The sequence below is a fragment of the Bradyrhizobium tropiciagri genome (assembly GCF_018130505.1).
GTDB lineage: Bacteria > Pseudomonadota > Alphaproteobacteria > Rhizobiales > Xanthobacteraceae > Bradyrhizobium > Bradyrhizobium tropiciagri_B.
Map to the genome: position 1 here is coordinate 147,501 of NZ_JAFCKH010000012.1, position 13,828 is coordinate 161,328.

Genomic DNA, 13,828 nt, shown 5'->3' on the forward strand with positions numbered 1-13,828 from the left:
CTGACCAAAAATGATGAAGCCCCGGAGTGATCCTCCGGGGCTTTTTTGTGCCTTGTTGCCGGCTTGGCTCAGGTCCGCGTCCGCATCCGCATCATGAAGCTGTCGAACGAAAGCTCGGCGACCTGCATCCACGCCAGCGATTCGTTGCGATAGGCCGACAGGCTCGCATACATCTTGCTGAAATGCGGGTTGGTCTTGGCGAGATCGGCGTAGATCTCGTTGGCGGCGTTGTAGCAGGCTTCCAGCACCTCCTGTGGGAACGGCCGCAGCTGCGCGCCGGCCACGATCAGGCGTTTGAGTGCCGGCGGATTGACGTTGTCATACTTGCCGGTCACCCAGGTGAAGGCGTCCTCGGAGGCCGCCTGGATCGCCGCCTGATAGTTCTTCGGCAGCGTGTTCCACTTCTCCATGTTGATGACGTTGTGACCCTGGCCGGTGCCTTCCCACCAGCCCGGATAATAGTAGAACTTGGCGACCTTCACGAAGCCGAGCTTCTCGTCGTCGTAGGGGCCGACCCACTCGGCGGCATCGATGGTGCCCTTCTCGAGTGCCGGATAGATGTCGCCGCCGGCGATCTGCTGCGGCACGCCGCCGACCTTGGCGATGATGGTGCCGGCGAAACCGCCGACCCGGAATTTCAGGCCCTGAAAATCCGCCATCGACTTGATCTCCTTCCGGAACCAGCCGCCCATCTGGGCGCCGGTCGAGCCGGTCGGAATGCCGATGCACTTGTATTCCTTGAGCAGGTCGTTGAGCAGCTCGGTGCCGCCGCCCCATTGCAGCCAGGAAATATGCTGGCGCGTGTTGAGGCCGAACGGCAACGACGTGCCGAACGTGAAGGCGGGGTTCTTGCCCCAGTAATAATACAGCGCGGTGTTGCCCATCTCGACCGTGCCGTTGGAGACGGCATCCAGCACCTGCAGGCCCGGGACGATCTCGCCCGACGCGAACGGCTGGATCTGGAATTTGTTGTCGGTGATCTCGGCGACGCGCTTGCAGAAAAATTCGCAGCCGCCATAGAGCGTATCGAGTGCCTTCGGCCAGCTCGCGGCGAGCCGCCACCTCACCTCCGGCATCGATTGTGCAACCGCCGGTGCGGCCACCGCGGTTGCGGCCAAACCGACGCCGCCTGCTTTCAAGAATTCACGACGCTTCATGCGATTCCCTCCAATGTGCCGATGCTTCGACAAGGGAACGATCTTGGTGTCGTCTTTTCTTCGCCGAACGATCGACGTTGATATGTGAAATGTGTCCGGTGGCCCTCGACGGGCTCTTGTGGAATTCCGAGTTTGTCCGGTTCCGCGATCAGGATGATCGTTCGCCCCGGCAGAATCAAGCGTCGCCTCCACCGCAGGTGCGAAGAGCGCACAGCGCTGGCCGGCGTTGCTGTCCCGCGCACTGCCCAAGACGCTGTGATCTGCTACTTAAGGCGGACGCATGGTGGGAGTTTTCAGGACATGGCCAACAAGAAAGTCGTGGTTGCCGGCGCAACCGGCCTGGTGGGGAGTGCCGCTTTGCGACACTTCGGCGCAGCTGCAGGTTGCGAGCGTATGGCGCTGTCGCGGCGCAAGCCGCGCGAACTCTACGGCGCCCGGCACGTGCCGGTCGACCTCACCAGCGCGGAGGATTGCGGACGTGTGGCGGAAGAGCTTCGCGGGGTGACCCATTTGGTCTATGCGGCGCTCTATGAAGCGCCGAGCCTGGTCGAGGGCTGGCGCGATCCGCAGCAGATCGCAACCAACGACCGGATGCTACGCAATCTGATGGCTGCGCTCGAGCCGGTCGCGCCCGATCTGAAACATGTCGCGCTGCTGCAGGGGACCAAGGCCTATGGCGTGCACGTCCGGCCGCTCACGGTGCCGGCGCGCGAGGGCCGCTCGGAAATGTACGAGCAGCCGAACTTCTATTGGGCGCAGGAGAACTTCCTGCGCGAGTTGCAGAAGAGCAAGCGCTGGCACTGGAGCATCCTGCGTCCGGTGCTGATCATCGGCGAAGCGATGGGCGGCGCGATGGATCTGATCCCGCCGCTCGGCGTCTATGCCGCCATGCTGCGCGAGCAGGGGCGGCCGCTCGATTACCCCGGCGGCGCCGCCCGCGTCGCGCAAGCGGTCGATGTCGATCTCTTGGCGCGCGCGATCGCCTGGTCGGGCGAAGCCGAGACTGCACGCAACGAAGCCTTCAACGTCACCAATGGCGACGTCTTCACCTGGGAGAACATCTGGCCGGCGATATCAGACGCGCTGGAGATGAAGCCAGGCAAGCACGTGCCGTTGTCGCTGGCGCAGGAATATCCAAAATGGATCGCGCCCTGGGACGAGCTGCGCAAGAAGCGCGATCTGATCGCGCCCGGCCTCGAAGAATTCGTCGGCCTCTCGTTCCAGTATGCCGATTACAGCATGCGCTACGGGCAGACCGAGTCCGGTCCGCCCTCGATCGTCTCGACGGTCAAGATCAACCAGGCCGGTTTCACCGAGATGATGGATACCGAAGCGATGTTCAGGAAGTGGTTCAAGCTCGCGCAGGCGAGCAGGCTGCTGCCGTAGTGATCAAACCCCCGCTCTCTCGTCTCCCTCGCCCCGCTCTTGCGGGGAGGGGGCGGGGTGAGGGCCTCCATCCGGCGAGCAGTTTGCCGATTGTTGAGCAGACTGCCTCGCCCCTCACCCGGATCGCATCTTGCGATGCGATCCGACCTCTCCCCGCAGAAGAGCGGGGAGAGGTGAAACTGCACTACCGCGAGAACGCTGCTTCCATCGCCTTGCGCGTCCTGATCGTATCGTTGGCCTCATCCACCTCGACATCGCTCCAGCGCACCACCGCGCCGTGGGCGACGTCGTTCTTCAGCTTGACGCGATGCGCGAGGCCGATCGGCAGCGCGCCGGCGGCGAGGCTGGCGGCGGCGGGCATCAGCTTGCCCCACACCGTGTAGCCGCCTTCGCCGTCGAGCATCTCGCCGGCACGCAAGTTGCGCTTCGCCACCGAGGCGACGTCGCCGCGGAAGCCGCGCGGCTGGCCGGTCGGCTCGCTGCGCAGCGCCGCAGACAAGACCGAGATGTTCAGCTCCAGCCCGATCAGATGATACGGCTTGTACATCGCCGCATAGCGGCCGGACGCATCGGTCTTGAGGCCGTACTGCCTGAAGCAGTCGGCGGCGTAATCGTTCGGCGCTTCCAGCACCACATAGACGCCCCAGCGCAGGTCGCGGAACACCGGGCGGCCGTCACGCTCCAGCGACGACACGACTTCGACGATGCCGGACCTTTCCAGCACGCCGCCTGCCTCGCGCGGCCGCATGATATGCGGCAGGTCGTCGACGCCGCAGGGCGGAAACAGCAGGCCCTCCGACGGCACGTCGAGGGTGCAGGCATTGGCGATCGCGGCCATCTCGATGGCGGATTTGGTGCCGTCGAGGAAGGAATTGAACATCTGCGGATTCATGCCGGCGGATTGCGCCTCGCCCGCGGTCAGCCCGTAGTGCTGCCAGACGCCCTCCGGCGTCACGTCGTGATAGACGGGCAGATACTTCGTGCCCTTGCCGGCGGCGACGACACGAAAACCGGTCGCGCGTGCCCAGTCGACCATCTCCGCCGTCAGCGCAGGCTGGTCGCCATAGGCGAGCGAATAGACCACGCCGGCCTTGCGCGCCTCCTCGGCCAGCAGCGGCCCCGCCAGCACATCGGCCTCGACATTGACCATCACGACATGCTTGCCCGCTGCGATCGCCGCGCGGGCATGGCGGATGCCGACGGCGGGATTGCCGGTCGCTTCCACCACCACGTCGAAGGCGCCGCCGGCAATCGCCCGCGCGCCGTCGTCGGTGAACGCGGTCGCCTTGATCCGTTCGTCGTCCCAGCCGACCGTGCGGCATGCCTCGCGCGCACGATCGCGATCGAGGTCAACGATGACGGATACCTCTAGCCCCGGCGTATGCGGCACCTGCGACAGGAACATCGAGCCGAATTTGCCGGCACCGATCAAGGCAACGCGGACCGGCTTGCCGGCGGCCGCACGAGTTTGGAGGAGGTGATGCAGGTTCATGTGCTGGTTACCTATTTGCGCGTGGGCGCGCGATTACTCAAAGCTCGTCATTCCGGGGCGCGACGAAGTCGCGAGCCCGGAATCCATCGTATACGTAACGTGCGGCAAATGGATTCCGGGCTCGACGCTGGCGCGTCGTCCCCGAATGACGGCGTCCTCGAATCTTACTCCGCCGCCTGGCGTGGCGCGCGGGCCAGCCGCAGCAACGCGTCGTCGGCCACGGTCTGGATTGGCGTGAAGTCGCGGTGCGCGATGTAGTCCGGCCGGGTCGGGGTGCGGATATAGTTCGAGACCGCGTTGAGCGTCAGGTAGACGATCTTGCGCGGATAGGGCGTGATGTTGCCGCTCGAGCCGTGCACCAGATTGCCGTGGAACATCAGCATGCCGCCGGGCTTGCCGGTCGGCGCGACGATGCCGCCCTGCTTGACGAGCCGCGTCACGGTGTCTTCATCGAGCGTCCACAGCGGGTACGACGTGGTTTCGAGGTCGTGCGAGGCCTTGAGATCGCCGGCAGTCTGGCTCTGCGGCACCAGCATCAGCGGGCCGTTGATCGGCATCACCTCGTCGAGGAAAATCGCGATGTTCATCGCGCGCGGCTCCTGCATGCCGTCGTCGCGCTTCCAGGTGCCGTAATCCTGGTGCCACTGCCAGACGTCGCCTGTGAAGGCCGCCTTCGCGTTGATCTTGAACTGGTGCATGTAGACCTTCTCGCCGAACAGCTGCTCGATCGGATCGATCATGCGTGGATGCGCGCCAAGGAGGCCGAACGCCTCGTTATAGAGATGCGCGGCAAATGCCGTGCGCGGTGCGCCGCTCTTCTCGCGCCATACCTCAGGCCGGTTGGCGTCATAGATCGAGACGGCCTCGCGCGCGAGGAAGTCGACCTCTTCCTGGCTGAACAGCTCGGGCAGGAACAGCCAGCCTTCGCGATGGAAAAATTCAACCTGATCCGGGCTCAGTTTCATGGTGCTTCCTCCGTGTTTGTTGTTGCCGGTTGTCGTCATCGAGATTCCGGGTTCACGTTGCGCGCGCTCCCGGAATGACGGCTATAGTCACGCCGCCACGTCGATCGATCTCAATTTTTCCTCGGTCATCCGCCCGGCCGTCTGTGCATGCGCCAGCGCCGCGGCCTCCGCGGCCGTAGCGTTGCCGGAGAGCACATGGGCGGCGATGGTCTCGTGTTCGGTCCAGGCGCTGCCGCGATAATCGAGCTCGGCGAGCACGGTCGCCATCGAGCGGCGCATATGCGGCCACTGCGGCGCGATCATCTCCTCGATCGCGGAATTGCCGGCGAGCCGATAGATCGCGCTATGAAAGTCGACGTCGAGCGCGATCAGGCGCGCCAGCGGGGTGCGGTCGTCGATTGCGCGTCCGGCCTCCAGCGCGGCCTCGAGCTGCGCACGTCCCGCGGGATCTTCCTTCACGCGGCTGGCCGCCAGTCGCGCCGCCAGCGCGTCGATCGCGCCGCGGACCTCATAGAGCTCGCGGATGCGCTGTGGATCGAGCTGCGTCACCTCGAAGCCGCGCTTGCCGCTCTCTGCGACGAGGCCCTGCCGGTGCAGCAGATGCAGCGCATGTGAGATCGGCTGGCGCGAAACGCCGAGCTTTTCCGCTAGTTCGTTCTGGGTGATGCGCTGTCCCGGCAGCAGCGTGCGATCGATGATCGCCTCGGAAATCCGCGCATAGACCTGGTCGATCAGGTTCGGAAGCGGGTCCAACGGGATCATACCGGCGGCGTCCTATTTGGAATACGGAATTCCGTGTTCGGAGCCGCAAGCTACTGCCCGGGCGACCAACCGTCAAGCCTCTGATTGGTCGTCCGCTAAGGTCTGGAAATAAGAGATATTCCAGTCGTGACATAAGTCCGGGTGCCGGCGTGAGGGATCAAGCCTGCTCAATCAGCTAGCCGATCGCCTTGGGAGCAAGCTACGCCGCTACTTCCTCTTCCCCAGTTCGGTCAGCATCCGCGTCATCAGATAGAGCCGCGGCACGATCGAGTCGGTGTCGATGTATTCGTCGCGGGCGTGATAGCCCCAGCCGGCGAGGCCAAAACTCTCGACCACGATCGCCTTGCCGCTGCGCGCGGCGTAGCCGGCGTCGGTGGCGCCGCCGGTCATCTCGGCGATCGCAAGCTGGCGATCGATCTCGCCATAGATCGCCTGGCCCTCCTTGGCCAGCGCGCGGCCGCGATCGTCGGCTACGAATGGCGGACGGCCCGCGACGACCTTCACGCTCACCTCGGTGTCCGGGATCAGCCTGGTCTTGATCTTCTCGTCGAGCGCGGCCTGCAGCTTCTGCACGCCGTCTGGAATCGTGAGGCGAATGTCAGCGCCGGCGGTGGCGCTTTCGGGGATCTGGTTGCGCACGGTGCCGGCCTTCGCGGTGGTCCAGTTCAGCTGCGTGCCCGGAATCGTCTTCGCGATGTCCTGGGTCTGCAGCAGTTGATGCGCGAGCTCGAGCAGCGCGTTGCGGCCGAGCTGCGGCGCGGCGCCGGCATGCGAGGCCTTGCCCTTCACTTCCATCGTGCCGGTCGCGGTGCCGCTCGCACCCAACAGCAGGCTTTCGTTCCTGGCGACGGGTGGCGCGACTGTCGGCTCGCAGGACAGCACCACGTCGTGCTGGTCGGCGAGCTCGGCAATGATCTCGCCGGATCCGATCGAGCCGACCTCCTCATCCGGATTGAACGCGACGGTGAGTTTTGCGTAGTCGCGCCAGCCGGCGTCATTCAGGATCTTCAGCGAATGCAGGATCACGGCGATGCCGCCCTTGTCGTCGGCGATGCCGGGTCCGTAGACCCTGTTGCCGTCGACCTTGTAGGGCTGCGAGGCGAGGATGCCGTGTTCATAGACGGTGTCCATATGCGCGATCAGCATCAGCTTCTTCGTACCGGTACCCTCGAAGGTGCCGATCACGATGTCGGCGCCGGCGCCCTGCGTGGTCTTGCGCCGCTCGGTCTTCGCGCCGAGCGCCTTCAGCCGCGCTTCGGTGAAGTCGGCCATCCTCTTCAGGCCTTCGACGTCGGCGGAGCCGGACTCGATCATCACCATGTCGTGCAGGCTTTCGATCACCGCCGGCTTGGCCTGCTCGGCCGCCGTGCGCAGCTTCTCGTCAGCCGCGGCGAAGGCGGGGGAGGCGGCGAGGGTGAGCGAAAACAGGCCGACCGACGCAAGCCGCTTGATTGCTGGTTTCATAGTGTCCTCCCTTGCTGCGCGTGGGAAGACACTAGCATTGCAGATGATGCGTCTCCAGCCGCATCAATTGCGATCGAGCACCTCGACGTCGATCATCTCGATGTCCGAGGCATTGGCGATCGCGTCGATCGCCGCGATCCGGTCGCCTTCGGTGGTGACCCGCAGCACGACGCGCAGCCGGCCGCCGAGGATGACGGCAACGCCGATCTCGCCGTCGACCAGCGCCGGCTTCGCCGCCTGCGCGCGGCCTTTGAAGGTTTCGGCGACCGCCGCTGCGCCTCGGATTTCCGGCAGTGAGCCGAGCCGCTGCGCCGCCTCGTCGGCGCGTACCACCACATCGGGCGCGAGCACGGCGAGCAGCCCTTCGAAATCGCCATTGCGCGATGCCGCAAGGAAAGCTTCGACGATCTCGCGCTTCTCGCTGAGATCGGCATCCGGCGCCGGCGCGGTGCCCTGCACGCGGCGCCGCGCGCGGCTTGCAAGCTGGCGCGCGGCAGACGGCGTGCGGCCGACGATCGGCGCGATCTCCTCGAACGGCACCGCGAACATGTCGTGCAGCACGAACGCAAGCCGCTCCGCCGGCGCCAGCGTTTCCAGCACCACCAGCAGCGCGGCGCCGACGGAGTCGGCCATCTCGGTCTCGCGCTCGTGCGCGTTGTCAGCGATGGGCTCGGGCACGTGCGGGCCGATCGGCTCCTCGCGGCGCGATTTGCGCGAGCGCAGCATGTCGAGGCAGATTCGGGCGATCACCGTGGTCAGCCATCCGCCCAGATTGTCGACGGTTGCAGCCCCGGTGCGGCTCAACCGCAGCCAGGTTTCCTGCACGGCATCGTCGACCTCGGCGGTCGAGCCCAGCATGCGGTAGGCCACCGCCCGCAGGCGCTGCCGGTTGGCCTCGAACTGCTCGGCCAGAAACTTTTTCTCGTGCATCGGTCACATTCCCTTTGTCCGCTCCGTCATGGCCATGACGAACGAAACCCAGCCGATGTGACAACAAATCGGCACGGCCGCGTCAAAAGGCAAATCAGGAGAAGCGACATGATGAAAGCCCGCATGAACCACCCGGTGATGGTTGTTCCCGATGCCATGAAGGCGCTGCAGGCGCTGAGCGAGACCAGCAAGCAGGGCCTGCCGGAGAAGCTGATCGAGCTGGTGCATCTGCGCGCCAGCCAGATCAACGGCTGCAGCGTCTGCGTCGACATGCACCCGAAACTCGCCAAGCGCGCTGGCGAGACCGACGAGCGGCTGTTCGCCGTCGGCGCCTGGCGCGACGCGCCTTATTTCACCGAGGGCGAGCGTGCCGCGCTGGCGCTGACCGAGGCGATGACCCGGCTCAGCGACCGCGCCGACCCGGTGCCGGACGCGGTGTGGGACGAGGCCGCGAGGCACTTCGACGAGCATGAGCTCGCCAATCTGCTGCTGTCGATCGCGGCGATCAACGTCTGGAACCGGCTGAACGTCGCCGTGCGCCAGCCGGTCGGTGCATGGAAGGTGTGAGTTGCTGTTCTCCCTCTCCCCGTTCCTCACGGGGAGAGGGTCGGGGTGAGGGGCTCTATCCGCGAGTGATGATCGTGGTTAGACCTGTACCCCCTCACCCGGATCGCATTCCGCTTCGCTGCATGTGATCCGACCTCTCCCCGCAAGCGGGGCGAGGTAAGAAAGCCGCAGCCGGCGCTCAGCTTGCCAGGAACTCCAGCACGATCTCGCAGTAGCGCTGCGGGGCCTGTTCGAACATCGGATGCGTGGTGCCCGGGATCAGCTCGGTGCGCGCGCCGGCGACGTTGGCGGCGAGCGCGTGCAGCACTTTCGGGAGCACGCCTCTGGTGTTGGCGCCGCCGATGAAAAGCGTCGGGGTTTTGATTGATTCAGCATCCGACTTCGAGAATGGCGGCCGCTGGTCGCGGGTCTGGCCGATCAGCGTGGTCGCGTTGTCGCGCAACAGCTGCTTGGCGGTGGCCGGAAGCCGCTTCCAGGCGCCAGGGCCTTCGAGTGTGTCCATGAAGATCTGCAAGCCGCCGTCGATATCGCCCTTGGCGATCACGTCGGCCGAGGCTGCGATCCGCGCCGCCAGCGGCGAGGGACCAGGCCGATAATCCGGATCGAGCGAACCGTCGAGCTCGCCGCCGGGCTCGGCGAGGACCAGCTTGCGCAGCAGGTCCGGCCGGCGCTGGGCGACGCGGAAGCAGATGTGGCCGCCGCGGGAGTGGCCCATCAGGTTGACCGGGTGCGTGTCGAACGCCGCGAGGAAGGCGATCACATCGTCGACATGCTGGGCGATCGAATAGGTGTCCCCGACGCCGTCCCAATGCGCCGGGAAGAAATGCCGCAGGCTGACCGCGATCACGCGGTGCTTGCGCGTCAGCGGGCCGAGCACGGCCGACCAGATCCGGAAGTCACACAGCGAGCCGTGCACGCAGACCAGCGGCGGCCCTTCGCCCACGTCGAGATAGGGCATGTCGAAACCGTTGACGTGGAGGATTTGCATCTGGAGGGCTCGCGGTAGGGCAGGGATCTTGTTGATTTTCGGCAAGTTCCCACAGGATTCGGGTGGATAGCAACATTCTCCAAGCCTAGATTCCGGGTCAACAGCAGGCTCTGGAGCATGATCCGGAAAAGTGCGAAGCGGCTTTCCGAAAAGATCATGCTCAAACAATGCTTGGAGCCACGGAATTTCAGGAGCGAGCCATGACCGGCCAGCATTATGCAATCTTCGACACCGCGATCGGCGCCTGTGGCGTCGTGTGGGGCGGGCACGGCATCACCGGCGTGCAGCTGCCGATGGGCGATGAGGAGAAGACCCGCAAGCGGATCTTCCAGCGCAACGGCGAGGTCACCGAGGCGGCCCCGCCGGCCGAGGTGCGGCATGCGATCGACGGCATGATCGAGCTGCTCGCCGGCAAGCCGAACGACCTTGCCGACATCGCGCTCGATTTCGACGGCGTGCCGGACTTCAACCGCAACGTCTACGACATCGCGCGCAAGATCCCGCCGGGCAAGACCATCACCTATGGCGACATCGCCAAGCAGCTCGGCGGCGTCGAACTGTCGCGCGACGTCGGCCAGGCGCTCGGCCGCAACCCGTGCCCGATCGTCGTGCCCTGTCACCGCGTGCTGGCGGCCGGCAACAAGCCCGGCGGCTTCTCCGCCAATGGCGGCGTGGTCACCAAGCTGAAGATGCTGCAGATCGAAGGCGCGGTGGTGAACCACACGCCGAGCCTGTTCGATTGAGCGCCGCCGAAATGGCGAAAACAACCCCATGCAAAGTAGCCGGCGGGCCGGTATCCGACATGGCAACTTGACACGTCGGGCAACTCAGGGGTAATATTCCATTATTCCGAAGTGGGCCGCAGGACCGTAGGGTGGGCAAAGCGAAGCGTGCCCACCATCGCGAGCACGCCGAGAATGATGGGCACGTCGCTTCGCTCCTTTGCCCACCCTACGAAGCCGGCAGTCGGCCCTATCTTGCCATCTCGCACACGAACCCGTTGCCCTTGCGCTTGATCCTGCCCGATGACGGCGAGGGGAAATGCGCGGTGCAGCACAGCGCGTCGGTGTCGCAATAGCGCTCCAGGAAGCTGCGGCGCGTCTTCGCCGCCTGCGCCTGGTCGACGTCGAACTTCGGCGACAGCTCCGGATAGAGCGTCTGGATCGGCGAGTGCATCAAGTCGCCGGCGAACACCGCGCATGGAGATCAGTGCGCGTCGCGCACGGCGGGGATCACGACGTTGGCAAGTATATCCATCGCCGCAAGGCCTTCCTTGGCCTGGCCGTACTGAGCGGCCGTCGTCATCATCACAAGGTCGAGATCGGGCACGACGATGATGCGCTGGCCGCCCCAGCCGAAGGCGCCGACCCACTTCACCTCTTTGCCCTCTGACAAGGAACGTCCGACCCACCATTGATAGCCGTAGAACAGCGTGCCGCCGAAATAGCCGACCGCCTGGAACCGCGGCGTGATCGACTGCGCGATCCAGTCCGCTGAGACGATCTGCTTGTCATTCCATTGGCCACGATTGAGCACGAGCTGGCCGATCTTGGCGGCATCGCGTGGCCGCAGGCGGAGCCCGGCGGCGGCTGCGATCTTGCCGTTCTTGTAGGTCTTCCACTCGAGATCGGTGATGCCGAGCGGCTCGAACAGCGTCTCGCGCGCGAATGCTTCGAGCGGCTTGCCGGCGGTGCGTTCGACGATATTGCCGAGCAAATCCGTTGCGCCGCCACTGTAGTTCCATAACGTATCCGGTGGCGCCGCGATCGGCTTGCCGAGGACGTAGCCGATCGGATCGGCATCGAACGCTAGATGAGGTTCGTCGTTGTTCGGATCGCTCCAGGGCAGCGTCTCGTCCCATTTGAAGCCGGACGACATCGTCAGCAGATGGCGCAGCGTGATGGCGTCCCATCCCGCTGATTTCACCGACTGATACTCGGGAAAGAATTTCACCGCCGATGCGTCGACGCCGGCGATCAGCTTGCGGTCGATGGCGATGCCAACCAGCAGCGAGGTCACGCTCTTGGTTGCCGAACGCATGTCGTGTTTCGTGGTGGCCGTGAATTCGGTGCGGCCCTCGGGCTGTCCCCACGGCTGGTCGATGCCGGCAAAATATTGCTCGAACACCAGTCTGCCGTGACGCGCCACGACGACCGAATGGACCTGACTGCTGCGCAAGCTCAGCCGCACGGCGATGCCGCACAGCCGTGCACCGTCCATGCCGACGCTGTCGGGCGAGGCGATCGTCCAGCCGTCGTCGAGCGCCGCCGGCGCTCCGCAGGGCTGGTCTTTTTGTCCAGGCGTCATGCTATCGGCCCACACGTTCGTGGTTGAGGCCGCCAGCGCGAGCGTGAGGCTCGCGCCCAGAACAAGGCGGCGGGGGAAGCGATCGCGCATCGCCGTTTCTCCCGCCGGTCGCCGTTACGCCGCCGGCGGCGCCGAGATCTTCACCGACGGCCGCTCCAGCATTTTCTGGTAGAACTTATCGAGCTTCGGATAGGCCTTGCGCCAGCCGCAATCGGCGAAGCGGAAGTCGGCGTAGCCGAGCACGCAGACGAGGCCGATCTGTGCGATGTCGAACGGGCCGTCCAGCACCTCGGGCCGGTTCTCGAACCGCGCCATGCCGGTCCAGGCCCGGTTCCAGTGATCGTCATGCCAGGCCTGCCACTGCGACCCCTGCGGCCGCACCATCTTCTCGTAGCGGCACAGCAGCATGGAATCGAGCATGCCGTTGATCAACGAATGGTCGCTCTTCACCTGCCAGCGCCGCGGGCCGTAGCCCGGGATCAGCCGGCCGCCGCCGAGCTCGTTGAGATATTCGACGATGACGTAGGAATCGAGAATCACATCGCCGTGGTCGAGGATCAGCACCGGCAGCTTCTTCAGCGGCGAGATCTTCGAATATTCGTCATTGGCCGTGCCGGGCGCAACGGTCGCCGGCACGAACTCGATCTTGTCGATCAGGCCGAGCTCGATCGCGGCGATACGAACCTTGCGGGCGAACGGGGAGGCGGGAGAGAAGGTGAGTTTCATGGAGATAACCTCTTTCCGGGGACGCGGCCGTTATCGTGAGGAGCTGTGAATCTTTTGCCGACAGAACGAAGAGCAGAGTGTGCGAGAACCACCCACACGTCGTCCCGGCTTTCGTCGGGACGACGTGTGGGGAGATGCCGGAATCGACGAATTCACACTCTCCGAGGAGCGCGCATTGCCCTCCTCGGAATGCCGACCTTCAGCTCACGCTGCGATGATTTCCTGGCGCTGCTCGCCGAGGCCCTCGATGCCGAGTGTCACGACGTCGCCGACGTTGAGGAACTGCTGCGGCTTCATGCCGAGGCCGACGCCGGGCGGGGTGCCTGTCGTGACGATGTCGCCGGGCAGCAGGGTCATGAACTGCGAGACGTAGGAGATGCACTGCGCCATCGAGAAGATCATGGTCTTGGTCGAGCCGGTCTGGCGGCGCTGGCCGTTGACGTCGAGCCACATCGACAGGTTCTGCACGTCGGCGATCTCGTCCCTGGTGGCGAGCCAGGGGCCGACCGGGCCGAACGTGTCGTGCGACTTGCCCTTGGTCCACTGTCCGAGGCGCTCGGTCTGGAAGGCGCGCTCGGAGACGTCGTTGCAGACGCAATAGCCGGCGACGTAGTTCAGCGCATCGGCTTCCGACACGTACTTGGCGCGGGTGCCGATGATCGCGGCGATCTCGACTTCCCAGTCCAGCTTGGTCGAGCCGCGCGGCTTCTCGACCGCATCGTTCGGGCCGCACAGCGAGGTGGACGCCTTCATGAAGATGATCGGTTCGGTCGGGATATCAGCGCCGGTTTCCTTGGCGTGGTCGGAATAGTTCAGGCCGATCGCGACGAACTTGGAGATGCCGGTGACCGGGGAGCCGAAGCGCGGCTTGCCGGAGACGGCAGGCAGGGAGGCGGCATCGAGGCCGGCCAGCTTCTTCAACGAATCCGGCGTGTAGGCGTCGCCGGTCAGGTCCTTGATATGGGCCGAGAGGTCGCGGAGCTGGCCGGATTTGTCGATCAGACCGGGCTTTTCCGCACCCTTTTCGCCGTAACGAACAAGCTTCATGTGATCACTCCCTACGATGTCCTGAGGATTGTTGCTG

At 65.1% G+C, this 13,828-nt stretch carries 13 protein-coding genes and 1 pseudogene; 3 read left to right on the plus strand and 11 right to left on the minus strand.

Annotation, left to right across the window (positions count from 1 at the left end; all coding sequences use genetic code 11):
* Positions 1 to 68 precede the first annotated feature (68 nt).
* Positions 69 to 1,157: a TRAP transporter substrate-binding protein gene (locus JQ633_RS28180; RefSeq protein WP_211988368.1), complete on the minus strand. Its 1,089-nt coding sequence runs from the start codon at positions 1,155 to 1,157 to the stop codon at positions 69 to 71.
* 300 nt (positions 1,158 to 1,457) lie between these two features.
* On the opposite strand from JQ633_RS28180, the gene JQ633_RS28185 reads away from it, so the two are divergent.
* The gene (locus tag JQ633_RS28185; RefSeq protein WP_211988369.1) at positions 1,458 to 2,543 is read left to right on the plus strand and encodes an NAD-dependent epimerase/dehydratase family protein; all 1,086 of its coding nucleotides are present in this window, start codon (positions 1,458 to 1,460) and stop codon (positions 2,541 to 2,543) included.
* A 184-nt stretch (positions 2,544 to 2,727) separates the two neighbouring features.
* Here JQ633_RS28185 and JQ633_RS28190 read toward each other — a convergent pair whose 3' ends face one another.
* The 5 genes from JQ633_RS28190 to JQ633_RS28210 all read right to left on the minus strand — a co-directional run bounded on the left by JQ633_RS28190 (position 2,728) and on the right by JQ633_RS28210 (position 8,156).
* Entirely contained in the window at positions 2,728 to 4,035 is a 1,308-nt protein-coding gene (locus JQ633_RS28190) for an NAD(P)H-dependent oxidoreductase (protein WP_211988370.1), read from the minus strand.
* A gap of 164 nt (positions 4,036 to 4,199) precedes the next feature.
* On the minus strand, positions 4,200 to 5,000 hold the full coding sequence (locus tag JQ633_RS28195) for a phytanoyl-CoA dioxygenase family protein (protein ID WP_211988371.1): 801 nt from the start codon (positions 4,998 to 5,000) through the stop codon (positions 4,200 to 4,202).
* Positions 5,001 to 5,087: 87 nt separating this feature from the next.
* Positions 5,088 to 5,762 (minus strand): GntR family transcriptional regulator, encoded by a 675-nt coding sequence (locus JQ633_RS28200; RefSeq protein WP_211988372.1) that lies wholly within the window; start codon positions 5,760 to 5,762, stop codon positions 5,088 to 5,090.
* A 207-nt stretch (positions 5,763 to 5,969) separates the two neighbouring features.
* Positions 5,970 to 7,226, minus strand: a complete 1,257-nt coding sequence (locus tag JQ633_RS28205) for a M20/M25/M40 family metallo-hydrolase (protein WP_211988373.1) — start codon at positions 7,224 to 7,226, stop codon at positions 5,970 to 5,972.
* A gap of 63 nt (positions 7,227 to 7,289) precedes the next feature.
* A complete protein-coding gene (locus JQ633_RS28210) occupies positions 7,290 to 8,156 on the minus strand; it encodes a sigma-70 family RNA polymerase sigma factor (protein WP_211988374.1) in 867 nt (288 codons plus the stop codon).
* 111 nt (positions 8,157 to 8,267) lie between these two features.
* Between JQ633_RS28210 and JQ633_RS28215 the strand changes: the two genes are divergently transcribed.
* Positions 8,268 to 8,723: a carboxymuconolactone decarboxylase family protein gene (locus JQ633_RS28215; RefSeq protein ID WP_211988535.1), complete on the plus strand. Its 456-nt coding sequence runs from the start codon at positions 8,268 to 8,270 to the stop codon at positions 8,721 to 8,723.
* 178 nt (positions 8,724 to 8,901) lie between these two features.
* On the opposite strand, the gene JQ633_RS28220 is transcribed toward JQ633_RS28215, so the two are convergent.
* Positions 8,902 to 9,711: an alpha/beta fold hydrolase gene (locus tag JQ633_RS28220; protein ID WP_211988375.1), complete on the minus strand. Its 810-nt coding sequence runs from the start codon at positions 9,709 to 9,711 to the stop codon at positions 8,902 to 8,904.
* A 200-nt stretch (positions 9,712 to 9,911) separates the two neighbouring features.
* On the opposite strand from JQ633_RS28220, the gene JQ633_RS28225 reads away from it, so the two are divergent.
* On the plus strand, positions 9,912 to 10,454 hold the full coding sequence (locus tag JQ633_RS28225) for a methylated-DNA--[protein]-cysteine S-methyltransferase (protein ID WP_211988376.1): 543 nt from the start codon (positions 9,912 to 9,914) through the stop codon (positions 10,452 to 10,454).
* A 229-nt stretch (positions 10,455 to 10,683) separates the two neighbouring features.
* Here JQ633_RS28225 and JQ633_RS28230 read toward each other — a convergent pair.
* The 4 genes and pseudogenes from JQ633_RS28230 to JQ633_RS28245 all read right to left on the minus strand — a co-directional run.
* A pseudogene (locus JQ633_RS28230) lies at positions 10,684 to 10,908 on the minus strand (MBL fold metallo-hydrolase); the annotation flags it as partial.
* A 9-nt stretch (positions 10,909 to 10,917) separates the two neighbouring features.
* A complete protein-coding gene (locus tag JQ633_RS28235; protein ID WP_211988377.1) occupies positions 10,918 to 12,108 on the minus strand; it encodes a serine hydrolase domain-containing protein in 1,191 nt (396 codons plus the stop codon).
* 24 nt (positions 12,109 to 12,132) lie between these two features.
* Positions 12,133 to 12,744 (minus strand): glutathione S-transferase family protein, encoded by a 612-nt coding sequence (locus JQ633_RS28240; RefSeq protein ID WP_211988378.1) that lies wholly within the window; start codon positions 12,742 to 12,744, stop codon positions 12,133 to 12,135.
* Positions 12,745 to 12,948: 204 nt separating this feature from the next.
* Positions 12,949 to 13,791: a fumarylacetoacetate hydrolase family protein gene (locus JQ633_RS28245; RefSeq protein ID WP_211988379.1), complete on the minus strand. Its 843-nt coding sequence runs from the start codon at positions 13,789 to 13,791 to the stop codon at positions 12,949 to 12,951.
* Positions 13,792 to 13,828 lie beyond the last annotated feature (37 nt).

Coding starts and splice junctions, on each gene's coding strand:
- JQ633_RS28180 (WP_211988368.1), bottom strand. CDS start 1,157: ATGAAGCGTCGTGAATTCTTGAAAGCAGGCGGCGTCGGTTTGGCCGCA.
- JQ633_RS28185 (WP_211988369.1), top strand. CDS start 1,458: ATGGCCAACAAGAAAGTCGTGGTTGCCGGCGCAACCGGCCTGGTGGGG.
- JQ633_RS28190 (WP_211988370.1), bottom strand. CDS start 4,035: ATGAACCTGCATCACCTCCTCCAAACTCGTGCGGCCGCCGGCAAGCCG.
- JQ633_RS28195 (WP_211988371.1), bottom strand. CDS start 5,000: ATGAAACTGAGCCCGGATCAGGTTGAATTTTTCCATCGCGAAGGCTGG.
- JQ633_RS28200 (WP_211988372.1), bottom strand. CDS start 5,762: ATGATCCCGTTGGACCCGCTTCCGAACCTGATCGACCAGGTCTATGCG.
- JQ633_RS28205 (WP_211988373.1), bottom strand. CDS start 7,226: ATGAAACCAGCAATCAAGCGGCTTGCGTCGGTCGGCCTGTTTTCGCTC.
- JQ633_RS28210 (WP_211988374.1), bottom strand. CDS start 8,156: ATGCACGAGAAAAAGTTTCTGGCCGAGCAGTTCGAGGCCAACCGGCAG.
- JQ633_RS28215 (WP_211988535.1), top strand. CDS start 8,268: ATGAAAGCCCGCATGAACCACCCGGTGATGGTTGTTCCCGATGCCATG.
- JQ633_RS28220 (WP_211988375.1), bottom strand. CDS start 9,711: ATGCAAATCCTCCACGTCAACGGTTTCGACATGCCCTATCTCGACGTG.
- JQ633_RS28225 (WP_211988376.1), top strand. CDS start 9,912: ATGACCGGCCAGCATTATGCAATCTTCGACACCGCGATCGGCGCCTGT.
- JQ633_RS28235 (WP_211988377.1), bottom strand. CDS start 12,108: ATGCGCGATCGCTTCCCCCGCCGCCTTGTTCTGGGCGCGAGCCTCACG.
- JQ633_RS28240 (WP_211988378.1), bottom strand. CDS start 12,744: ATGAAACTCACCTTCTCTCCCGCCTCCCCGTTCGCCCGCAAGGTTCGT.
- JQ633_RS28245 (WP_211988379.1), bottom strand. CDS start 13,791: ATGAAGCTTGTTCGTTACGGCGAAAAGGGTGCGGAAAAGCCCGGTCTG.